We start from the raw sequence: 21364 nt of genomic DNA, 5'->3' as shown, positions 1-21364 counted from the left end.
TTGAGTTTCACTTTAGCGACATACTTTTGCATTGTTACGGTTTCCTTTATGAGTAGTGACCAACAAAAGTGATTAGAAAATCACCCTGTAAAGTAATTTTCAAAACTCCATTTCTGGTTGTTTGCTGTTTTGCTTACTCATCTCGATCACCCTGTGACTTTGATACAACGCAGGGGCACAGCATGAGGTTCTCCACTTTTTTATTATTAACACTGACTTTTGCTATTGAGGCACAGGCCAGAACTGTAGTCTTTACCGACAGCCAACATTTCCCTGTATTAATTCCTAATAGCCATGCAGTTTTCCTGGATGCGCCAGAAACTGTTCAGTACGAGGCATTTGGTAAGCTACCGGCTGATCCTTATCAGGCTGAGCTGGCTGCCCAAGCAGTACTCCAGTCACCCGATTGGAAACATAAAGAACAAAAAATCATCCAGGCATATCAGGGTGTTCTTCAGGCATATAACTTTAAGCTAGAAAAATACCCTGCTGTGGTATTTGATGATCGCTACGTCGTATATGGCACCGCTGATGTTGCGTTAGCAAAAACTCAGTTTGATGACTTCAAAAGGGGGAAATAATGCCCCAGATACCGAAGCCTTCTAATCATTCAATTATCGTTTTATTGCTCAGTTGTTCGGCTCAACCTTTAACTGCCCATGCGATTAATTCCGTGCAGATTATTGCCAGTTCACTGTCTCCCAGTTGCCTTGAATATCGAATCTCTGGCATCTGTTATTGGCTGTTTTGTACCGTATGGGGTTGCACTGTCCGCTCCTCGGTTAGAGTCTCCCATTACATACCCAATGTAGTGATCTCCAGTTATGCTCAAACAGGGGCTAATCCCTGGTCGGAAGTTGCCATATTGGGAACTGGAATTTCAGGTATTGCTCAAGGTGGCGGTAATAACGAGCAAAAACGTGGGGAACGTAGTGTTAATCTTCGGTTCAAGAATGCAGATGCTATCGGGCATCCAGCCTTGGCAACGCCAATATTTAATAACTTTCTCGGTTCGTTGGGCTACTCCTGTGCTGGCTCAGCCAGCTCATTTGTTCCTTACTTTCTCAGTACTCTAGATGGTTGGGTATGGCGTAGTGGATTACCTGAATTACTCTATCCTGAAGCGCTTATCCCTGGAGTTAGGGAAATTGGCTCCACAACTGGGGGAGAGATGTGGAGTAATGTTTATCCCCGCAGTGGATTTGTTACCCAAGTTGATGATTATAAAGCGGCGGCTGTTGTCGCACAGCGTACGGCAGACATCATCACCCGTACTGGCCAACTACATGTTTATACTCCAATGGTATCCAGCCGACGAAATGGATATTGGCCACCTGATCCGGTAACTGAAAATACGGGTACCAAAAACCATAAGTGGCAACGATTAGCCCCCTCAATAACCTCGTCTTGTGCTGTTTTCCCCGATAGTAGTAATCCTATTGCTAAGGATGGCAATTATGCCTGGGCATTATGGCAGCCCTATTCTTGCTGCCAAAGACGAGGACAAACATTTCTCTACAGCTCTCATTTTTAAATCAACAAGGGAATATCGATACGATGAAACAACAGGACTGCTTTAAAAAAGGATTGTTAGCCAGTTGTATGATCTGGATCTTGGCTGATCCGGCTGGCGCTGCGTTCGATTTAACAGTAGAAGGAACCAATGCAGGCTATGGCAAAGCCATGAATGGCGCAGTTAATGACAACCTATTTTACAGTATTGGCGGTGGTACGGTGATATCGCAACCGCCGAGTAGCAATAATATGGAGAAGATGGGCATAGGTATCAGTTGGAACAACGACTTGATGTGCGGCAATTTCGATTTGAGCACGACGGTAAAAAACCAACTTAATGGTGCCACAGCTGGCTTCAAAAATATGATGAGTAACGTAATAAATGGAGCCACCGGCGCAGTGGCAAGTTTACCAGCCATGATTATTCAACGCGCTAACCCTGGCTTGTACGAACTGCTGACGAACGGAGTGCTCCAGGCCAATGTGGCTTTTGATAAGGCACAGCTTAACTGCCAAACCATGTCAAAAAAGATGGGGAATTATGTGTTTGGTAACAAATGGACGCAGGCTGCGATTAGTGAGGAGTATCAGAATATTGTTTCCAATACCGCAGATGCGGTACGGGCGGATAACCAGCAAAAACAAGCTACAGGCAAAGAGGGCGTTAAATGGATTGGCGGTCAGAAGAAAGGAGGGCATGGCCAAGCCGCGATCAAGCCAACCTACGATCTGGCAAAGGCCGGTTATAACATCCTGAATAAACAACCAGCTACAAGTAATGCCACAATCAGTAAGTCGGCCTGTAATGGCGCATTGTGCCAAAAATATAAAACCAGTAAGGAAGCTGCCGAAGCCGTGGTTGATATTCTGGGTGACCGTGCAATTCGGACTTGTGTCCAGGGAACGGATTGCAGTGGTGGTGGCTTAGCGAATGAATCGGGCACTTCAACACCGGGCAAGGGATTTTCCCCGATGTTGGAGAGTCTAACTTCTGAAAATCTGACTATTCTCGCCAAGCTGGTTAACGGCAACTTAGCTCCAAGCACGACTAATTTGGCAACATTAAACTCGGGAGATCTCGTGGTCAGTCGAGGTGTTATTCAGGCATTGAAAGATGATCCTGATAACGGTGCTCTGGTACAGCGTTTAGCGGGAGAACTGGCAATGGCCGACACCGTATCGACAGCATTGGCAATGCGAAGAATGCTGATTGTGGGTCAATCTGAGCCTCATGCTGCAGAGCAAAAACTGGCAATGGATGAATCTGATCGTCGATTGGCGTTCCTTGATAGAGAAATAGCCGCTCTTAAGAATGAAATGGAGATACGCAAAAACATCAGCAATAACTCAATTCTAGCAGCCGTTACGCGTCAGGAGACAAGAGATGTAGACAACAGCTTACGGCAACACACTCAGAAAAATGACCTTATTATTCAGGGACTCAACAAGTCCACGGAGGAATAATTATAAAAGGACTAGGCAAATCGCAACCGAACAAACCAACCTCGCGTCGTTGGAGAAGAATTGTAATACCCATTTTGGAAGTGATGGGAATACTGTTCCTGGTGGGCGTGATTACAGGGTTAAGCAGTTATTTTTGGGGAAATACAGTTGTTCTATTTTCGTGGCTGCAGCAGGCCAAACTTCCGTTATTTCTCTGGCGTTTGGCTATCTATGGCATTGTTGCTGGAATGTGGTTTCATCGTGTTCGTAAGACATTATTACAGCAAGTGACAGCTCCGATGGCAATCTATCGCCTAGAGGTACAGATGATATCCTTATTGTTGCTGATTGAGTTCACCAGTTATCGCTGGGGGATGTGATGACAGCAGACAGTTATCTTGAGTTTTTTCTGGTTTTTCTTGGATGGATTATCAATAGCGCCTTGTGGACAATTTTCACATCCACGGGGTTGTTTGCCTTGCCATTAGTATTGAAGATTGTAGGTATCTGGCTGAAAGTACGCACTGAAGGTGATGATGAAGGTAATAAGGGAACATTGGCATTACCCCGGATAGAGCAAGTGGTGTATGTGGCGTTTGTTGTCATCCTGTTCTGTGCTATGCCATTTAAAGATGTCGATCTTTCCACCATGAAATTTGACCGAACGCGCTCAACTACATGCGGGATAAATGTCCCCAGACCGGATGAATCAGGATACAGTGGTTTTCTCACAGACTTCAATGGGCAAGTGGCTAAAGTACCTATGTGGTGGTATTTGGTTCATAACCTGTCTAAAGGGATTACTCATGCAGCTATTGCCTCCATTCCCTGTGGCACCCAGCTACGGCAGTTGCGTTTTGAGGTTCAGCATACTCAACTTATTGATCCGGTAATACGGCAAGAGGTACAAGAGTTTGCCACTCAGTGTTACTCGAAAGCATACTTTAAACTGAAGTCCACTAATGGCCAGCTTACTGATGCAACTATTAACTCGGTTGGTTGGATTGGCTCAAGCTACTTCTTAACCAATACTGGGTACTATGGTTATTACACGTCGATTTCGCCTCGTTCACAATGGCCATACAACAACAAACGAGACAGTGGCTATCCTGATGTTGGGCAGGGTGGATACCCAACCTGCAAAGAATGGTGGAGCACCCCCAAGTCAGGGTTAAAAGCACGATTATTAACTGCGTTCGACAATCGCACGGTCAATATGATGAAAGCGCGGGATCCCTCTCATTGGGAAGAAAACCTACTACGTTGGCTGGTTAGTCCCCAAAATACCTTGATATCTGCCGGTGGTGAAACCTATATGACGGGAAGTCAAAGAGGAACAGAGGCAAATATTGATACGGGATTAAAGCAAATGATCAGCGGATTGGGGACGTTCTCTGCCCAGGTGACGCAGCTACCGGCATTTGATGCATTACGTCAAGCTCTCCCAATGGTGCACGGTATATTGATTATGGCGATGGTTATCTGCATCCCTTTAGTGATGCTTTTGGGGGCTTATGATCCGAAAGTGGTCGTCACACTAACCTTGGCAATGTTCGCAATGATCTTTGTGACGTTCTGGTGGGAATTGGCTGGCTGGTTAGATGATCGACTGATTGAGATCATCTATTCAGGGGGGCGAGGCTACTACAACTGGTTTATGAGTATTGGTTCAGAAGGCTGGATCATGAATCTGGTTCTGGGATCAATGTTTCTAGCGCTGCCCGCTTTTTGGTTCGGGGCTATAGGCTGGAGTGGTATGCAGATCGGAGTGATGGTATCTCAATCAGTGAGTAGTGGTAGTAAAACATCACAGCAAGCTGGCGCTGTTGGTGGGCAAATAGTAACTAATGTAGCTAAGACTGTGATTACCAAAGGTAAATGACTCCTTCAATAATTATCATTTACCATGCCAAACCCTTAATCATCATCACTTCTGATATCACCAACATAAAAGCCGTAACCACTATGTCCATCACGCCATCCATCATCTGAGTTTTCTTGCCTGGCTACACCGCCCTTATGGGCAGTTAACACAAAGGCGAGAATGGAAATAAATATCATAATTATAGTGATCAAGCTATTGTATACGGCTACCCAAATATTATTTTGTTGAGGATTGGATTTTCTATTATTCATTTCTTCCCCTTATAAATATATCGTTATACAAGCTGTATTTATCTTAATATATAATTTACTCACATATATTAATTCTTACTCCCTTATGCTGAGAGTATATTTTGTTGGAGCTCTCGACAATGCATATTTTAACTTGTATTGTATTTTTCAAATAATAAATAATATAAATTATACGAACTGATTGTTATATTACTTAGATTTATCTATTAGGCATGATCTTCCATTTTAACTATGAATAATACTTACCTTATTCATGAGTAATTTCGTTCTATATTAAGCTAGCTTGGTCAATTATCATAAAAACTGTACTGACAACTTGGTTTTTATATGCGCTTAAAAGGCTAACGGTACTCAGAAAATTTAAGATTAAGGAACGAAAAAAAGTTGTCACAATGTCGTTTATAGACGACAATAAGCATAAGTAGAGGGAACTCGATGAAGTATGAAGTAAAACGTTATCAGGATGCACAAGGAAAGGTTCCATTTACTGACTGGATAACCAAACTAAGAAAGAAGCAACGCCAGGCCGCCGCGAAAATTGATATCCAAATTGACCGTGCATCAGCCGGAAATTTTGGTGACTACAAGGCCGTAAGAGAGGGCGTTTTGGAAATGAAGATTGATTTTGGTCCCGGTTATCGAATCTATTACGCGATTGATGGAAAGAAAATAATTATCCTCTTGTACGGCGGCGACAAAGATAAGCAAGACAGCGACATAGACAAGGCAGTGAAATATTTGCGGGACTATAAAGCGAGGAAACAAAATGACGAAGATCGAAAATAAAAAGGCCTCTCCTACCGCGGTTTCTGGTGATTTGCCTCCATCAGTAGATCACGACATGGCAATAATCGAAGAACTAAAAGCCGATCCTGCTTATGCCGAGATTTACTTACAAACGGCGCTCGAAGATATTTATGAAGAAGGTGGCGTTGCGGCCTTTATGACGGCACTTCGTCGTGTCGTTGAAGCGCGCGGTGGAATTGGGGAGATAGCCCAAAAATCCGGCTTATCCCGCCAACAGCTGTATAAAACGCTATCCGCAAGTGGTAATCCGAGACTCACGACGCTGGCAAAAATTACGCGAGCGGCAGGTGTCAGACTCACACCACATACGTCCTAATCCTGAATACAGATATGAGGCCTGTAAAAACAGGCTTCTTTGTCTCCTCTCGGTTGTTTCCCTCGTCATATGAGAATAATGAAACATATAAATAATTGTGCAGAAGCGGTTCAATTCATGAAGAACGCATCGGTGACTACGAATGAGATAGATAAGCCTCTATCAATATCAAAAGATCAACTGATTCAAGTTATAGCCGCAGCTCTACCCTATGTGGATAAATTGCCAAAGGAGCCTAAAGGAGAAACTACGAGTGAAAAACAGTCAAATGCTAAAACGTAAAAAGTATGAAGCTAAGTAGTTAGGTAGATTACTATTGATCGGAAAATATGTAGTGTATATTACTATAATAATTTAAGTTACATGCTCAATTTATATCTTATTTTAATATGTTGCTTTGATGTGGGGAATGCTAAGGTTACATATTGTAATGCAATCTGTATTTAATATCCTTACAGTTAAAAATATACTTATTTTTTATATTTATAGTTCATTGAATTTATAATGAATTAAAATTACTATAGCTACGTTGTCGCGCTATTCAATATAGCAACCAATGCTTCCGTGATCTGAAAGAAGTGCTCTAGGGCGATCACAGCCAATGCGCCTGTAACCTGAAAGGGTGCGCTTTCGAGCGGTAATGCCATTGAACATTTGAGAAGAGAGATCGCAATTATGATAAAAATTTCTCAGCTCACTTCAGATGGTTGCCACCGTGCTGGAATGTGAACCTCCAGCTCGGACTGCTTCTCCTCGATAAGGAGAAACATGGCGTCAACATATTATTATTTTTGTACTGATAGTCTAGCTATCCTGGTGACATTTGTGGCTCTCTGCTATGCCAATTGGAACATTTGGCATCTGCTAGAGCAACATTTGGAGCATAGGATGTGTGCAGCGTCACTTGTGTAATTGCGAAGCATATACCAAGTGACGCTGCGCGAAGGCCCACTGTCCTGTCCGATGGTGTGCGGCCTTTCAGCATCTCTTACGATCTGACACACATGTGGTCAGAGTTTCGAACAGTGTCTGCTGAGTGGTCTGGGTGCAAGAATAATGTTTCTTTCAACCGCAATGTTCAACTTAGTTTCAATACGTCGAATCTATGAATAAACCATGAGGGGTAAAGGTTACAACTAAGGAGAGAATCGACTCGATATCGATGGCAACATCAGTGAGAACTGATGGATGGAGGTAGTCTGACTCAGTCAGGTCGGTGTATACCGCGAACAGCTCAGAGAGCTGGGGAACCTCGTAATAACTCAACATCTCGCCGCCCCAATGCACAGATATCAGTCGAGCCGCATAAAGCGTAAATTAACCGCGTCGTTGGGGTCGAAATGTATGAGTATTTTGGCATATAAGAAGGAGTTTAGATGTCGAAATTGAGTAAGCAGCTAGTAACGTTAGCCCGCCAATCAGGAGGGAGTTTTAAGACCGTTTCCGATAGATCAAAAATAGCTGATCGATTTGCCGCTAGAATGGCAAAACTAAATATTCAGGTTAGAGATGTAAAACATTTAAAAATTAATCATATAGAGCTTTATATTAAAAGCCGTCAGTTTGAAAATATATCAAAACGTACATTGCAAAATGAAATGTCAGCAATTAGAGCAATTTTTTCTATTGCAGGAAGGAGTAAAATAGCTGATCCACAACATGAAAAACTAAGTAATTCAGCACTTGGATTATCAGATGCGAGTCGTGATGGAACCAAAATTGCTATAAATAACGAACGCTATCTAGCCGCATTATCTTATACACAGAAGCATGACATTGGGGCCGCAGCTGCTATGCAATTGGCTCGAGTTATGGGGTTAAGAACTGAAGAGGCAGTCCAGTCCGCTAAATCATTAGCAACATGGCGAGCGGCATTGTTACGTAATGATATTCGTCTAAGAGTTGTCTTTGGTACTAAAGGCGGCCGTCCTCGTGATACAACGATTATAAATCGAGAACAAGTATTACAGGCCGTTAATTATGCGTTGAAATATGCCAATACACACAATGGTAAGTTAATCGACAAGCCTAATTTACAATCAGCTATTGATAAATACCGAAATACTGTTCGAAATGCAGGGCTAACCGGTAAGTACGCGCCACATAGTTTACGTTATGCCTGGGCAGTTGATGCACTGGAATATCATAAGAGCAGCGGTATGAGTGATAATGAAGCCAGAGCAATGGTATCAATGGATCTGGGACACGGCGATGGAAGAGGGCGTTATGTTGAGCGTATCTATAGTAAAGTTGAGTAATAAATCATTCGTTTAATAACTCAATGAGTGAAGATATTCTTTTAATATGATCATCAGCAATTGTTATAGCCCCAAAAGATAAGAATGGTTTTAATACTTCATGAAGTATTGCTTTTCTCTCTATAAATGGTTTGTGATATATCTGTATTTCTCGATTTTTTGCCATATTCTCCAGAGAGTAAAATTCTTTTATCGGTGGAAAATCATAAGATATCAGATCAAATATTTTTGAAAAGCTAATAGATGCTCCTACAGGAATGTTATCAATTTTTTCAATTAACCGGCTTACGAAAAAAACATGCCAAGAGTTAAACATCCATAAATATGAATAGGTTGTTTTTTTTAGTATATTTGGAATTGATGGGCCTTTTCCATTCTCTGCTGAAGTGAAGAGATTTTTATGTGTCATCCACTTTCGCCACTTCCAAAAATCTTTTTTAAAAAGAGAATCTCTAGATTGAAAGTGATTTTCAGCTAACGTATTTAGTTGGAGATAAATATTTAGTAGTTCTTGCTTGGAATCTGCATTTTTTTACATTCCTCAACGAATTCCTCATATTTAAGACGTTCTTTTTTTTCTAATGGCGGATACCTAAGCCATTCCCATAATGGGGTATCTTTATCTTCAGGGTACGACCTTATAATAATATTGGCATCGGAAAAGCTTGAGATGTCTGGTTTTTTATTTGAGATGGAATAGACTATCCAGATGTTGTATTTTTTGTGTTTATATTTATATACTCCTTCTAGTATATTTATATACTCCTTCTAGTATATAAATATCTTCTTCCTTTTTTATAAATTCAACACTATCTATGATTATGGTTTTTTGTTCTAATAAAATTAAATCCTTGAAGTGTTCATCATTATCATAAATATAACTCACTGGTTTTTTTATTTCTGGCAACAATAATTCTTTTGTTTTTATCTGCTTTAAAATTGTAGATTCTGTATTTTTTATTCTTCTTTGTTTTTTTAATTCAGCTTCTAAGATGAGTTCATTATCATGTTTAATAATTAAATCTTCTTTGCATTGATAATAAATCCACTCAACAGGGATAACATCGGTGGCTAAACGGTCAAGCCATTCCTCTGTATCAAAATGATCATAGTTATTAAATATATATTCTAGAGTATTAACTTTATTTTCTTTGTAGAAGTTGATTTTCTCCCCTTCACATTTATGTGTTACGCAAATCTCTATAATAAATTTACCAACATTTGTATCGATTAATATATCAGCAATATACTTATCAATTTGGACTTCCATTTGCGCTGACAATATAGTTGCTGCACTGCTTGGTATCTTAAAATTCTTGTCTTTATATTGAAACTCTACTTCAGGAATTAAGAATTTTTTTAGCGAAAGAAAATAATACTGTGCGGCTAAGTGAAGCTGGGTCATTAAACAAGAACGACTTTCGGCCATATTTTTATGGGCGAAGTGATGTTGTTGTATTTTTCCCCGATTTTTAGCAATGAGTTCATCATTACATTCTTTGCAGATGCAGTTGCACTTTATCCCGTTCGGGACTTCATCAATATGTACAATTTTAGCCGTATCCTTTTCAACAGCATATGCTAAAAGCAAAATTTAGCCTCCAGTATCCATTGGAAATTACAAACACTTTTAAACTAAATTTCATTTATTTTCAAGTGGTTAAATGATTGAGATGACTATATGCCGAGAGTGAGATTTAAATTTTGAGAGTTAATGCAACTTGATAACAAAAAAACGATTAACTATCATACAATTGTTAAATTGTTGTCTATGACAACAGCCAAAGCGACCATAACCTGAAAGGACGCGCTTTAGAGCGGTAATCCTCTTGAACTTTTAAAAGCGAATAGAGCAGTTTACGGCGATGAAGGTAAGTTTATCCAATATACCATAATTGGCTATATCTCTGAGGATCCATTAGCTAAGAGATATGCATCTATGCCGATATTTTATCTATATCAATCATTATTTCAGTAGGGCTGAATTATGGAATTCTTCGATATTACCTGTGAGAATATTGGGAAATATGACTGAGTAATGTACAGCGAATTATGTATGGTTTTGATATTAATAATAGGAGTTAAGAACCAATACTGTTGTCTGTGTATTAGAGAGTTTTATCGCTAATAATTGTTAAATCGATATTTTGATTTTACCTACCCATAAGGGATTTACTTCCCTATGGGGGTAAGTCCCTTTTTTATTTAGAGGACTTACCATGAAAATATCATCTCAAAAGGAAAAGATCTTTAGCGAAGGTAAGGCTGCAGAGCCAGCGGATTTGTTCACGGTCGTGACGAATAAAATTATCACAGCACTGGAGAAAGGTACCTCTCCCTGGAGAAAACCGTGGCAAACGTGCAATAAGGAACTGGCCCAAAATCATGGCCTGCCAGTTAATGCGATTACTGGAAGGGCTTACAGTGGGATTAATGTGATGCTGCTATGGATTGATACCTATAACAAAGGTTTTAATTCACATCAGTGGCTGACATTTAAGCAGGCTATTGATATCGGTGGTCATGTTCGTAAAGGGGAAAAATCAACACTAGTCACATTATTTAAGCCATATGAGAAGCCGGCTACTGATTCTCATGGGCAACCGGTATTCGACGCCAATGGCGAAATAATTATGTCGCGACGAAGCTTTATCACCAGCTTTCATTTATTCAATACCGAACAGTGTGATGGGCTTTCGGAGCAGCAACCTCACACAATTCCAATGATTTCTGATAGTGAATGTATGGCGCGAATAGAGCAAGTCGTGGCTTGTGGAGGGGTAAAAGTAACCCATAGTTACCAAGACAGGGCGTTCTATAGTTCAAGGGTTGATCGGATAACGATGCCGGAACGTATCCAGTTTAATAAAGTATCTGACTATTACAGTACTTTGTTGCATGAGCTTGTACATTCTACGGGCCATGCTTCTCGACTCGCCAGAGACGGGATCATATCTATGTCTAGGAGGTTCGGTAATCCGATTTATGCATTTGAGGAGCTAGTCGCAGAAATTGGTTCAGCGTTTTTGTGTGCTGAATTAGGCATCCAAGGTGAGGTACAGCATGACAGCTATATTGCATCCTGGTTAAAGGTACTGAAAGAGGATAACAGAGCCATCTTTCGTGCGGGTCGTTATGCGCGCGAGGCATTTGAATATTTGATCTTACGAGAGCAGACACTGGCCACAGTGTAATCCAATATAAGGGAAATAAGCTATGGGCAGTACTATTATTCATGAATATCAACAGATTGCTGAGTATCTGCTAGTAACACATTTTGGCCTGACATTATATGATACCGACTTATACGATGAAGCTATGATATCGCAATTGCTCGAATGCAATATTCCTGTTTACGAAGCGATTAACCAACTCGTAGAGAAGTACCATTTGACTAGAATAGATCAGAATTACTGGTCTACTAGTGCGCCATTACTGACATATGAAAATCATATAGTTGCTGTGTTTACAACGGTACCCAACAATTTCCAAATATTTAGCATAATTGAGGGATGAGCATTTCTTATTCAAGTAACTCACTCACCAGGGCTCCTTTCCCTGGTGAGATATTTTCTATTATCACCATTGTTATACTTTCGATTGTTAAAGATAACAATATCAGAAATCAGATTGCCGAATAAGTTGTATAGAGAGATTTAATGGCTTCTTCTGTTATATCAATTTTTTTAATATAAATTTTAGAACCAAAACCCTGACTTGAATGTACGACCATCACAACTTCGTACAGAGTACCTATTCCATTTGTATTTAATTCTATCCATTCACCAATTCTGGGATGAATTCTATAGTTTTTTTGACCTAGTCTATTTATAGATTGATTTGATATATCAATAGTAGTCAGTAAATGCATAAATCCCCTTATAATTTATTTTATAAATACACTTATTAGTTACATTGTATAAACTTAGAACTTCACTATTAATTGCGATCATTCTCTGATATTAATCATCGCAGTATGTTTATAACCTGCATTTCTCGCTACGATATGAACGTAACTAAATGACATCACTACCGTTCATTGATTTTATCATTTTAATGAAGCAACTAACGCAATGTAATTTGTTTAATTAACGTTCGGAATGTATTGGATTTTGAGTTTGAAATTATCACAAGGTGGTTGTTAATTGGCTTTTATTATATTTGGATGAGTGTTAATTACCTTTCTGATTTTTATTTTAATATTCAGTGTAATTATTTTTTCTAACACACCTGGAATGCTTTTGGGGGCGTTTTGTCACGTTCATATGGAAATAATATTAACAAAAAGGATGAATAATGAAATCATTTATATATAAAATTATTGCTACTTCTTTACTTACATCGTGTGTCACAGCATATTCCCCGCATCTTTCTGCAGATACCTCCATTGATAACTGTCTTGTTGGCTGTCCTACTGGCGGTGGTGATCAGACGCTTATCCGTAACGTGTATACACTCAACAATAACAGTAGTACCAAGTTTGCGAATTGGGTTGCATATAAAGTCACTAATGATAGTTACGCTAGCGGACGTAGCCGCAACTGGGCGCGAGATCCTGGTTTACCAGCATCAGATACGCTGGTTCCAGCAGCATATAATGGAGCTTATGGGCAATTAGATGTAGATCGCGGGCATCAAGCACCGCTGAGTTCTTTGGCAGGGCATGATGACTGGAGTGCACTGAATTATCTGTCTAATATTACTCCCCAAAAATCGGCTTTGAACCGGGGGGCTTGGGCACGGCTTGAGGCGCAGGAACGCCTACTAGCGAATCGCCCCGAAGTGGTGGCAGTTTATACGGTTACTGGCCCTTTATTTGAATATGATATAGCAACGCTGCCTGCAGCTGAGTCTATTCAGATCCCGAGCGGATATTGGAAAGTTATTTTTATCGGTACCAGCCCTGATGACGGACAATATGCTGCATTTTTGATGGATCAAGATATCGCTAGGTCAGCTAAATTTTGTGATTATCAAGTGACAGTTAATGACATCGAAGAAAAAACAACGCCAAAATTGAATATCTGGTCAGATTTGCCTGCCGACGTTGCAAATGCGATTAAGTCACAGAAAGGAACACTAACAAAGGAGATGGGGTGTAAATAGCTAGTTTCTTCAATGATACTAAACTGGAGAAGCATTCATATTGAAATTGTTTTTCAGATGGACAGAAAAAACTAAAATTGCCCTCTCTACGACATGGAGTAAGGGCAATACTGCTTTGGGATACCATCAGCCAAAAGATGCGGTAGAGTTATTAAAAACTACGGAGCGGCAGTTGTGGCTACAAACATTATGGAAATATTCCTCGTTACCCAAAGAGCTGCATCAACAATATTACTTACAGCCGCTAGAGCGTTGTGTGACGCTTATGCAGAAGTTTCCAGCTACTGAGAAGGGACATCATTCTTATTTGGGGGGAATGATAGATCACATGTTGGCTACGGTCGCATACTCTGTGCGACTGTCTAAGGGTTATCTATTGCCTATCGGAGCACCACCGGAGGACCAGGCATCACAAGGTGCGGCTTGGGAAGCGGTGATTGTATATGCTGCTTTGTTCTACTCACTTGAGGGAGTATGTCATCTCGAGATTGAGTTAAAGAGTGGTAAACGTTGGATGCCTGTCAAAAATGCGCCTAATAAACCCTACCGTTTTCGTTTTGCTTCCGAACCTTCATTGTTCGAAATACAAAATTATTGTGCCATGCTGGCATATCAAATCTTGCCGTATCAGGCAATAGAATGGTTGAGCGAGTGGCCAGAAGTATTGCATACATTGGTTACATATATAGCTGGATCTCGGCCAGCGACAGGCGTTATCCATACTCTAGTATCGGAAGCAATGAGAATATCTAGCGGTCAGTTCGTTGGAGAGATAGATACATTACCACCAGAACAGCAGGAACCGAAAAATATAGGTATCAGCACAGAAGAGTCTGATTCACTCACTGATGGTATTGGCGAGCATTTTTGGCAATGGTTAGTTGATGGCTGCCATTCAGGCTCATTGGCAATTAATACGCCAGAATCTCGCATCCATTTCATTGCTGGATTTGTTTTCCTACAATCCCCTGGTGTTTTTTATCAATATAAATCTGAAAACCCCTCAAAAACGATAGAGAAACCAAGTCTACAAAAGGCCTTTGAACGATTAGGCCGACATCGACGAGATAAAGGAACTCTTTATTGCTGCTATCTTTATAAAGAAAGAGCAGGGGAGGGGGAGTTTAAAAAGATGAGTGGTTATCTCATCGCGGCAACCAAACTCTTTCATCATGGGGCAATCCCACAAGATAACCCTAGACTAGTAATAAAACCTCACACAATAAAATAACTAGCCTTTATTTGTATTAGCTCAAACTCGACCTGACACTATTACATCACAGAGCTATACCTAATCTGACAGGCTTCTCTGTGCCAGGGGCGGACGTTGCTAACCTAAAGTTATGCACTTTAATGTGAGCGGTTCAAAGTCAAAAAATGCCGTTTTGCCAAAATATATGCCGGATTCTATAAGAAACATGTCTGCTATCTCTTTCGATAAAAAACAACCTTATTCATTTTATTTTTAATCTTTTTTGGCGTTCCCTCTCTAATAACCCCCTTAGTTTTTTACCTTCTTTCATATTTTGGGGTGGGATTGGACTGTTATGAAGCTGATATATTCTCGCGCGAACAATAAGTTGTGACATCCTAGGGGAAATTTCGAAATCGCTAATATGTTGTTTAAGTCTTTTTAGTGCCGCCCGTCCACGATCAGTTTTTAAATTTCTTTGAACCATCCATAAGAATACGTCAACTGCCTGCAAGGCAGGGTGCGATTCAGAACTCCTAAGATTAAACGTCCCTAAATTAAATTGAGCTTCTTCAAACAAAACCGGGCCACCAAATTCATCTTCGACATGAACTAATTTATGGAATATTCGATGATATTCACGCATTGTTCCACGAAATTCATCGCTTCTGTCATGTATTAGTTCTTCTACAGAAGATGAGTGTGCCTTACAGAATGTATGAGTTGCAGACATAAGGCTGGAAAACGCAACCATATTGGGAGTCTGGACCTTGTAAGCACTTTTACCTTGAGTACAAATCATCGTAAATTCATCAGGGTGGCTGATGGCATATTGTAATCCTCCCCGCATAACTTCATTCATTCTTGGGTCGGATATACGATCAATACGTGTAAGTAGCCTCTCCGCCATTTGCAGCATTACAGGCATTGAGTCACTAAGATACGCATCCCAAAATTCAATGCTTTCTTCTTTAGTCAAAAGATTAGTTACTGCCAAACACAGAGAATGTCTGAATAAATCACTGTTGTACCATAAAACAGGCACTCCGGGATTATCAAAACTATCAAAGAAAAGGTCTACAAACTTAGTTGGAGCCAGATAGGGTTTATCAATCATGCATATAGAAAATTGCCATGATATATTTCCCATGGCATCAATTAAGTCTTCACAGATAGCAGTAACAACATGTTCTTGGTGTTGGTTAGAATGAATTCGAGGAGTATTTAATTTTTCACAATGACGATTTACCACACCCGCAATAATAGGGTCAATATCACCAAGAGAAATAATTGCCCCCTGATAATATTTTTTTGCACTTTCGTCGAAGATATTTTTTCCAGAATGGCCTGATTCATCCGCATAAACATAAACTCCCATTACCTTTCTCCTTGTCATATTCTTACATTAATTTAACAATTTTCTGACTGACTTAATACCTGTAGTTTATGGCGTTTTCGAGTTTGTTGTCAGTCCATAATAATAAGCCAGTCTCGATCTTAGTCAATTATGTCTGCTCCTCGCTCACAACCGGCAGTCAGACTTGATTGTGTTCTTTCCGAGAAAACTGTCAGGTCGAGTTTGAATTAATACACTTTATTTTTATCTTTTAGTCTACGTTCTATTTCTGTTTTCATTGATGTCACTATAAATTGCGCTGTACTCTCATCAGCCTTCTTAACTGACTTCATTGCTTCAACAATGTCATGGGGTACGCGAGCATTTAGTGATTGAGATTTCGCATTCTTTGAACCCGTAGACATAACTAGTTTCCTATTTATTTAATATGTATTTTTTTTAAGAAAAAGAAAGCATAACAATATATTGACGTGCCATACACCTAGGAATAAGGTGTATGGCACCTTGTTGTATTCAAGGTACCAAGCTTAGCGAAGCCCAGTAGTGCTACAACACTTACCGGGCCTCTAACCATCACGTTAAAAGGACTAACGCTATGGCTGCACCAAAGTGTACTTATATCTTTGTAGCGATCAACCGTATTCAGATGAAAACAACCCCTGTTATGTTACGTGTAACGGCAACGGATGAGCAATCAGCACGTCAACGCTTTGTTTCTGATTATGTTTTATGTTTTGCTGGCCGTCTACCCGTATATAGGGGGCATCATGGAACTATATGAGCTTATCATGCCACCCACTCCCACTTGTATCGATGTTGAATGCCAATGTAGGGCTTTAGCTTACGCTGCCTATCACATTGACCATCCAGAAGTTCAACAGCTTCTCTTATTTACTCTTATTGAAAAACAGCACCAATTAACAGCAATGTTAGATGCTGAATATAAAGAGGCTAAGGGAAATAATATTGTTAATATGAATATATTGGGATTATAAAGCTTATTTATTAATGGTTGCCTTATGTCTATCTATATATTGTTATTTAACGTTATGATAGCCATGGGTAACCCATTAATATTGCTTGAACAAGGAAGTTAAGAGTGAGCCATATAACATTTGAATTACTCCTGGAAAAATATTTTTTCAGTAAATCTCTTCGCCCTACTACAGAATGGAGTTATCAGAAAGTTGTAAACTCGTTTGAACAATACACATCCAAACTTCCTCATGAAATTAGTGATCAAATTGTATTGGAATGGCGTCGATATGTATTGAACGATTTGAGACTGGAACCACGAACCTGGAATAATAAGGTAGCTCATCTTCGCGCATTATTTAATTTTGGCATGAAGAAAAAGCTATTAAAACATGAGGAAAATCCATTTAATGGCTCTGTGGTAAGAGCGGGGATTAAGAAAAAGAAAATTCTGACATTAGGGCAAATGAATAGCCTCTATCTATTGATGAAGCAATACTGTGAAAGAGAAAGGGATTTACCAGCGTCACATTGTTTTAATGTTCGTCATCACGCGTTTTATCCTTCATGGTTCTGGCTTACGCTATTAGATGTTTTACGTTATACCGGTGTGCGGCAAAACCAACTGCTGCATCTAAGATTATGTGACATCAATTTAGATGAACGCAGTATTGAGCTGAGGATCGCGGGTTCTAAGAATCATAAAGAGCACCATGTACCAATAGTATCCGCGTTGTTCCCACAGTTGGAACTACTGGTTAACAGAGCGCTAGATGCTGGTGCAGAACCACAAGATCAATTATTCAATGTTGGTCGATTTGATTTACGTCGTCGCGATAAATACCCGCTAGAAATGGATCAATATCCATTACGGGCATTTTTCCGGCGTCTGTCCAAAGAATGTCGCTTTACTGTAAGCCCACATCGTTTCAGGCACACTATTGCCACGCATATGATGAAATCCCCCGACAGAAACCTTCAGGCCGTCAAAAAGCTACTGGGGCATGTCAGCATCCAATCGACTCTTGAGTACATCGATGAGAATGTTGATAGCTTACGGGATATTTTGGAAAAAGAGTTGATGTAACGGCTTGAGGCAAGGGCTCAGTGAGCCTTGCTGATTTGACACTAGAGGAAACTCTGTGTAACCATAACGCATAACAAAGCCCACTTAATTTAACAAGTGAGCTAATTGATTGCTAACTACTTTTACAATTCAGATGGCGAAATTACGAGCGTATCGTATTCCTACCCAATCACCTGCTTGTTAAGACTGATGTTTAGTCACAATAACAAACAAGCTTAAATATGGTGCCCGGACTCGGAATCGAACCAAGGACACGGGGATTTTCAATCCCCTGCTCTACCGACTGAGCTATCCGGGCAACGGGGCGCATTAAACCGTATTGGCACCAAATCGTCAATGAGTTTCTCATATAAAGGCGATCGGTTGCTCTCTTTTCATGCAAAAGGTGGCTAATAAATGTTGGTGTGATATTTTTTCATCGTGATAGGCGGTTTTATCTGATTGATTTATAGATTTTTTATTTTTCAGTTTATTAGATAACAATGGCTTAGATATTCACTAAATATGAATTTTTATTGAACTTCAAGGGTTGAATCGCTCCCATAAACATGTAATTATTGCGCGAATTTAGCGTTACTATTCATTCCTCTAGTCCATATAATTTTGAGAATTTAAGCAGGGGGCGGTTATGGCAGTTTTACACTATCCAATGCATATTAAGCGCCTCACGTGCCACTTCCTCCGTTTCACTTCGGTTAAGTCTTTTACCTTTTTCATGCGGTAAGGCTATGTGTTGCTCACTGTTAGACATTATTAAAAATAGAGCTAATCCTCTGATTTTACTGATGTCTATTGGTCGATGCTGAGACCAGTTCACTCACTATTCTGGCTTTTATTTCTGCTGGGAAAAATGCGTTTAAAGATATCAATTTGCCGGTAATTCATATGATTCATCAATATGATGCCATCTATATGCCAAAGTGGCAGACTCATACCTGACCGTTTGAGAGTAAGTGACATGACACAGTTAAAAATAGCAACAAGTGCTCGTTTGGCTTCTTATGTAGAAAGTCAGCGGGGAGTGGTATACCTCAATCAGACCGATTTCACAGATGTTGCCGCCGTGGTGATGTCGGTGGAAGATGCGAGTGCCGGTATATTGTCGAAGCTCAATGATTTGGGTTTTGCTATTCCTACTTTTATTGCTGTTACGGCAGAACAGACGGTTTCTGCGGATTATTTGCCCCTTATTAAGGGTGTCATCACACTCGGTGAGGCAAATAAAGCATTTTACAATGCTCAGGTTGAGGCTGCTGCCAGCGAATATCAAAAAAATCTGTTACCGCCTTTTTTCTCAACATTAAAGAAATATGTCGAGATGAAAAATTCAACCTTTGCTTGCCCTGGGCACCAAGGTGGTGAGTTTTTCCGTAAACATCCTGCTGGCCGTCAGTTTTTTGAATTCTATGGTGAGACGATTTTCCGGTCAGATATGTGTAACGCCGATGTCAAATTGGGTGACTTGCTTATCCATGAAGGTGCGGCAAAAGATGCACAAAAATATGCAGCTAAGGTCTTTAATGCAGATAAAACCTATTTTGTACTGAATGGGACTTCATCGGCCAACAAAGTGGTTACTAATGCTTTATTGACCCGTGGTGATTTAGTGTTATTTGATAGAAATAACCATAAATCTAACCATCATGGCGCACTGATTCAAGCGGGGGCGACGCCAGTCTATTTAGAAACTGCTCGTAATTCATTTGGATTTATTGGTGGCATCGATGCGCACTGTTTCGATGAGCGTTATTTACGTCAGCAACTCGCTGAAGTGGCTCCTGAACATGTGAATGATACACGGCCATTCAGATTGGCAATCATTCAGTTAGGCACTTATGATGGCACTGTGTATAACGCTCGTCAGGTGGTTGATAGTATTGGTCATTTATGTGATTACATTTTGTTTGATTCTGCGTGGGTCGGTTATGAGCAATTTATTCCGATGATGAAGGATTTCTCGCCACTATTGCTAGAATTAAATGAAAATGACCCTGGGATTATTGTGACTCAGTCAGTGCATAAGCAGCAGGCTGGTTTCTCTCAGACTTCTCAAGTGCATAAAAAAGATAACCATATAAAAGGGCAAAAACGCCACTGTAACCATAAGCGTTTTAACAATGCGTTTATGCTGCATGCATCAACCAGCCCGTTTTACCCTTTATTCGCCGCGTTAGATGTGAATGCCAAAATACATTCCGGCGACAGTGGCCGCCGCATGTGGATGGATTGTGTAAAGCTCGGTATTGAGGCCCGTAAATTATTATTAGAGCGCTGCTCAATGTTACGGCCATTCATTCCACCCACTGTAGGGGGTAAGAATTGGCAGGATTACGATACAGATATTATTGCTAATGATGCTCGCTTCTTTAATTTTGTGCCTAATGAGCGTTGGCATGGATTTGAAGGTTATAATCAAGATCAATACCTAGTTGATCCTTGCAAATTATTGCTAACAACACCAGGTATTGATGCTAACAGCGGGCAATATACCCAATTTGGTGTGCCAGCAGCGATACTGGCAACTTTCCTACGTGAAAATGGTATTGTGCCGGAAAAATGCGATCTAAATTCGATCCTATTCCTGCTGACACCGGCTGAAAACCCGGCAAAAATGGCTCATCTGGTTGATATGTTAGCCCAATTTGAGCGCTATATTGAGCAAGATGCACTGTTGTGCGATGTATTACCGACGATATATCGTAAGAATGAAGAGCGCTATCGTGGCTATACTTTGCGCCAGTTATGCCAGGAGATGCATAACTTATATGTCAGTCATGATGTTAAACAGTTGCAAAAGGATATGTTCCGTAAAGCCAGTTTCCCACCTGTCGTGATGAACCCGCAGGATGCCAATATTCAGTTTATCCGCGATAATATTGAACTGATTCCTATTGCTGAAGCGGAAGGGCGAATTGCGGCTGAAGGGGCTTTGCCTTATCCACCAGGCGTGTTGTGTGTTGTGCCGGGTGAAATATGGGGTGGGGCGGTGCAGCGTTATTTCCTGGCGCTGGAAGAGGGCATCAATTTATTGCCGGGCTTCTCCCCGGAATTGCAGGGCGTTTATATCGAAAAAGGTGATGTAGAATGGCGGCGTATTTTTGGTTATGTCATTACTCAGTAATCTGAGGACAGATAGACAGCCAATGGGAATATTGGCTGTCACTTTATCCCA

The 21364-nt window shown here is 40.4% G+C and carries 23 protein-coding genes and 1 tRNA gene; 17 read left to right on the top strand and 7 right to left on the bottom strand.

All coding sequences use genetic code 11. From position 1 onward, the window contains the following. The first annotated feature begins 182 nt into the window (after positions 1 to 182). The 5 genes from OP863_RS16140 (at position 183) to OP863_RS16120 (ending at position 4840) form a co-directional block, all read left to right on the top strand. Positions 183 to 581: a TIGR03757 family integrating conjugative element protein gene (locus OP863_RS16140; RefSeq protein WP_265525554.1), complete on the top strand. Its 399-nt coding sequence runs from the start codon at positions 183 to 185 to the stop codon at positions 579 to 581. After that, complete coding sequence (locus tag OP863_RS16135) at positions 581 to 1534, top strand: TIGR03756 family integrating conjugative element protein (RefSeq protein ID WP_265525553.1); 954 nt, start codon at positions 581 to 583, stop codon at positions 1532 to 1534. The genes OP863_RS16140 and OP863_RS16135 overlap by 1 nt, the downstream gene beginning before the upstream one ends. A gap of 23 nt (positions 1535 to 1557) precedes the next feature. Next, on the top strand, positions 1558 to 2979 hold the full coding sequence (locus tag OP863_RS16130; RefSeq protein ID WP_265525552.1) for an integrating conjugative element protein: 1422 nt from the start codon (positions 1558 to 1560) through the stop codon (positions 2977 to 2979). An 83-nt stretch (positions 2980 to 3062) separates the two neighbouring features. Continuing rightward, a complete protein-coding gene (locus OP863_RS16125) occupies positions 3063 to 3338 on the top strand; it encodes a hypothetical protein (protein ID WP_265525551.1) in 276 nt (91 codons plus the stop codon). Then, positions 3338 to 4840 carry a conjugal transfer protein TraG N-terminal domain-containing protein gene (locus OP863_RS16120; RefSeq protein ID WP_265525550.1) on the top strand — a complete coding sequence of 501 codons (1503 nt, stop codon included), beginning with the start codon at positions 3338 to 3340 and terminating at the stop codon, positions 4838 to 4840. Before OP863_RS16125 ends, OP863_RS16120 begins: the two co-directional genes overlap by 1 nt. A 35-nt stretch (positions 4841 to 4875) precedes the next feature. Here OP863_RS16120 and OP863_RS16115 read toward each other — a convergent pair whose 3' ends face one another. Continuing rightward, positions 4876 to 5094: a hypothetical protein gene (locus tag OP863_RS16115; RefSeq protein WP_265525549.1), complete on the bottom strand. Its 219-nt coding sequence runs from the start codon at positions 5092 to 5094 to the stop codon at positions 4876 to 4878. 435 nt (positions 5095 to 5529) lie between these two features. On the opposite strand from OP863_RS16115, the gene OP863_RS16110 reads away from it, so the two are divergent. From OP863_RS16110 to OP863_RS16095, 4 genes are all read left to right on the top strand, one after another. Further along, positions 5530 to 5880 (top strand): type II toxin-antitoxin system RelE/ParE family toxin, encoded by a 351-nt coding sequence (locus OP863_RS16110; RefSeq protein ID WP_145587281.1) that lies wholly within the window; start codon positions 5530 to 5532, stop codon positions 5878 to 5880. After that, positions 5861 to 6217, top strand: a complete 357-nt coding sequence (locus tag OP863_RS16105) for an addiction module antidote protein (RefSeq protein ID WP_265525548.1) — start codon at positions 5861 to 5863, stop codon at positions 6215 to 6217. The genes OP863_RS16110 and OP863_RS16105 overlap by 20 nt, the downstream gene beginning before the upstream one ends. A 78-nt stretch (positions 6218 to 6295) precedes the next feature. Continuing rightward, positions 6296 to 6499, top strand: coding sequence for a hypothetical protein (locus OP863_RS16100; protein ID WP_265525547.1), 204 nt, complete (start codon positions 6296 to 6298; stop codon positions 6497 to 6499). 1094 nt (positions 6500 to 7593) lie between these two features. Next, positions 7594 to 8475, top strand: coding sequence for an integrase domain-containing protein (locus OP863_RS16095; protein WP_265525546.1), 882 nt, complete (start codon positions 7594 to 7596; stop codon positions 8473 to 8475). Positions 8476 to 8479: 4 nt separating this feature from the next. Here OP863_RS16095 and OP863_RS16090 read toward each other — a convergent pair whose 3' ends face one another. Together OP863_RS16090 and OP863_RS16085 are read right to left on the bottom strand one after the other, a co-directional pair. Continuing rightward, positions 8480 to 8884 carry a hypothetical protein gene (locus tag OP863_RS16090; protein ID WP_265525545.1) on the bottom strand — a complete coding sequence of 135 codons (405 nt, stop codon included), beginning with the start codon at positions 8882 to 8884 and terminating at the stop codon, positions 8480 to 8482. A 324-nt stretch (positions 8885 to 9208) separates the two neighbouring features. After that, positions 9209 to 10066: a hypothetical protein gene (locus OP863_RS16085; protein WP_265525544.1), complete on the bottom strand. Its 858-nt coding sequence runs from the start codon at positions 10064 to 10066 to the stop codon at positions 9209 to 9211. A gap of 628 nt (positions 10067 to 10694) precedes the next feature. On the opposite strand from OP863_RS16085, the gene OP863_RS16080 reads away from it, so the two are divergent. Next, complete coding sequence (locus OP863_RS16080; RefSeq protein ID WP_265525543.1) at positions 10695 to 11669, top strand: ArdC family protein; 975 nt, start codon at positions 10695 to 10697, stop codon at positions 11667 to 11669. Positions 11670 to 11691: 22 nt separating this feature from the next. Further along, positions 11692 to 11991: a TA system toxin CbtA family protein gene (locus tag OP863_RS20020; RefSeq protein ID WP_416222813.1), complete on the top strand. Its 300-nt coding sequence runs from the start codon at positions 11692 to 11694 to the stop codon at positions 11989 to 11991. Between the two features lie 109 nt (positions 11992 to 12100). Here the strand turns inward: OP863_RS20020 and OP863_RS16075 are convergent, their stop codons facing one another. After that, positions 12101 to 12346 carry a hypothetical protein gene (locus OP863_RS16075; RefSeq protein ID WP_265525542.1) on the bottom strand — a complete coding sequence of 82 codons (246 nt, stop codon included), beginning with the start codon at positions 12344 to 12346 and terminating at the stop codon, positions 12101 to 12103. Between the two features lie 425 nt (positions 12347 to 12771). Here OP863_RS16075 and OP863_RS16070 point away from each other — a divergent pair, with 425 nt between their 5' ends. Both OP863_RS16070 and OP863_RS16065 read left to right on the top strand, forming a co-directional pair. Beyond that, positions 12772 to 13581, top strand: a complete 810-nt coding sequence (locus tag OP863_RS16070; RefSeq protein WP_265525541.1) for a DNA/RNA non-specific endonuclease — start codon at positions 12772 to 12774, stop codon at positions 13579 to 13581. Positions 13582 to 13621: 40 nt separating this feature from the next. Beyond that, entirely contained in the window at positions 13622 to 14812 is a 1191-nt protein-coding gene (locus OP863_RS16065; RefSeq protein ID WP_265525540.1) for a TraI domain-containing protein, read from the top strand. A gap of 223 nt (positions 14813 to 15035) precedes the next feature. Here OP863_RS16065 and OP863_RS16060 read toward each other — a convergent pair whose 3' ends face one another. Together OP863_RS16060 and OP863_RS16055 are read right to left on the bottom strand one after the other, a co-directional pair. Next, positions 15036 to 16151 carry a DUF3800 domain-containing protein gene (locus tag OP863_RS16060; RefSeq protein WP_265525539.1) on the bottom strand — a complete coding sequence of 372 codons (1116 nt, stop codon included), beginning with the start codon at positions 16149 to 16151 and terminating at the stop codon, positions 15036 to 15038. A gap of 206 nt (positions 16152 to 16357) precedes the next feature. Beyond that, a complete protein-coding gene (locus tag OP863_RS16055) occupies positions 16358 to 16534 on the bottom strand; it encodes a YlcI/YnfO family protein (protein WP_042562585.1) in 177 nt (58 codons plus the stop codon). A 191-nt stretch (positions 16535 to 16725) separates the two neighbouring features. Here OP863_RS16055 and OP863_RS16050 point away from each other — a divergent pair, with 191 nt between their 5' ends. The 3 genes from OP863_RS16050 (at position 16726) to OP863_RS16040 (ending at position 18192) form a co-directional block, all read left to right on the top strand. Next, positions 16726 to 16911 (top strand): host cell division inhibitor Icd-like protein, encoded by a 186-nt coding sequence (locus OP863_RS16050; protein WP_071841747.1) that lies wholly within the window; start codon positions 16726 to 16728, stop codon positions 16909 to 16911. Next, entirely contained in the window at positions 16898 to 17125 is a 228-nt protein-coding gene (locus OP863_RS16045; protein WP_145587630.1) for a hypothetical protein, read from the top strand. The genes OP863_RS16050 and OP863_RS16045 overlap by 14 nt, the downstream gene beginning before the upstream one ends. A gap of 104 nt (positions 17126 to 17229) precedes the next feature. Continuing rightward, positions 17230 to 18192, top strand: coding sequence for a tyrosine-type recombinase/integrase (locus OP863_RS16040; protein ID WP_265525538.1), 963 nt, complete (start codon positions 17230 to 17232; stop codon positions 18190 to 18192). Between the two features lie 222 nt (positions 18193 to 18414). On the opposite strand, the gene OP863_RS16035 is transcribed toward OP863_RS16040, so the two are convergent. Further along, positions 18415 to 18490: transfer RNA gene (locus OP863_RS16035), tRNA-Phe, on the bottom strand. A 660-nt stretch (positions 18491 to 19150) separates the two neighbouring features. On the opposite strand from OP863_RS16035, the gene speF reads away from it, so the two are divergent. Further along, the gene (gene speF / locus OP863_RS16030) at positions 19151 to 21313 is read left to right on the top strand and encodes an ornithine decarboxylase SpeF (RefSeq protein ID WP_145589630.1); all 2163 of its coding nucleotides are present in this window, start codon (positions 19151 to 19153) and stop codon (positions 21311 to 21313) included. Positions 21314 to 21364 lie beyond the last annotated feature (51 nt).

Source organism: Yersinia sp. SCPM-O-B-9106 (C-191), from assembly GCF_026183365.1.
GTDB classification, from domain to species: domain Bacteria; phylum Pseudomonadota; class Gammaproteobacteria; order Enterobacterales; family Enterobacteriaceae; genus Yersinia; species Yersinia rochesterensis.
Note: the sequence above shows the minus strand (reverse complement) of the source record. Positions and strands in the feature narration are given on the sequence as shown.

Bases quoted from the DNA above. Each gene is read 5' to 3' on its own strand.
- OP863_RS16125 (WP_265525551.1), top strand. From the start codon at position 3,063: ATGGGAATACTGTTCCTGGTGGGCGTGATTACAGGGTTAAGCAGTTAT.
- OP863_RS16075 (WP_265525542.1), bottom strand. From the start codon at position 12,346: ATGCATTTACTGACTACTATTGATATATCAAATCAATCTATAAATAGA.
- OP863_RS16055 (WP_042562585.1), bottom strand. From the start codon at position 16,534: ATGTCTACGGGTTCAAAGAATGCGAAATCTCAATCACTAAATGCTCGC.
- OP863_RS16080 (WP_265525543.1), top strand. From the start codon at position 10,695: ATGAAAATATCATCTCAAAAGGAAAAGATCTTTAGCGAAGGTAAGGCT.
- OP863_RS16105 (WP_265525548.1), top strand. From the start codon at position 5,861: ATGACGAAGATCGAAAATAAAAAGGCCTCTCCTACCGCGGTTTCTGGT.
- speF (WP_145589630.1), top strand. From the start codon at position 19,151: ATGACACAGTTAAAAATAGCAACAAGTGCTCGTTTGGCTTCTTATGTA.
- OP863_RS16045 (WP_145587630.1), top strand. From the start codon at position 16,898: ATGGAACTATATGAGCTTATCATGCCACCCACTCCCACTTGTATCGAT.
- OP863_RS16120 (WP_265525550.1), top strand. From the start codon at position 3,338: ATGACAGCAGACAGTTATCTTGAGTTTTTTCTGGTTTTTCTTGGATGG.
- OP863_RS16050 (WP_071841747.1), top strand. From the start codon at position 16,726: ATGGCTGCACCAAAGTGTACTTATATCTTTGTAGCGATCAACCGTATT.
- OP863_RS16100 (WP_265525547.1), top strand. From the start codon at position 6,296: ATGAAACATATAAATAATTGTGCAGAAGCGGTTCAATTCATGAAGAAC.
- OP863_RS16140 (WP_265525554.1), top strand. From the start codon at position 183: ATGAGGTTCTCCACTTTTTTATTATTAACACTGACTTTTGCTATTGAG.
- OP863_RS16060 (WP_265525539.1), bottom strand. From the start codon at position 16,151: ATGGGAGTTTATGTTTATGCGGATGAATCAGGCCATTCTGGAAAAAAT.
- OP863_RS16110 (WP_145587281.1), top strand. From the start codon at position 5,530: ATGAAGTATGAAGTAAAACGTTATCAGGATGCACAAGGAAAGGTTCCA.
- OP863_RS16135 (WP_265525553.1), top strand. From the start codon at position 581: ATGCCCCAGATACCGAAGCCTTCTAATCATTCAATTATCGTTTTATTG.
- OP863_RS16070 (WP_265525541.1), top strand. From the start codon at position 12,772: ATGAAATCATTTATATATAAAATTATTGCTACTTCTTTACTTACATCG.
- OP863_RS16090 (WP_265525545.1), bottom strand. From the start codon at position 8,884: ATGACACATAAAAATCTCTTCACTTCAGCAGAGAATGGAAAAGGCCCA.
- OP863_RS16095 (WP_265525546.1), top strand. From the start codon at position 7,594: ATGTCGAAATTGAGTAAGCAGCTAGTAACGTTAGCCCGCCAATCAGGA.
- OP863_RS20020 (WP_416222813.1), top strand. From the start codon at position 11,692: ATGGGCAGTACTATTATTCATGAATATCAACAGATTGCTGAGTATCTG.
- OP863_RS16115 (WP_265525549.1), bottom strand. From the start codon at position 5,094: ATGAATAATAGAAAATCCAATCCTCAACAAAATAATATTTGGGTAGCC.
- OP863_RS16130 (WP_265525552.1), top strand. From the start codon at position 1,558: ATGAAACAACAGGACTGCTTTAAAAAAGGATTGTTAGCCAGTTGTATG.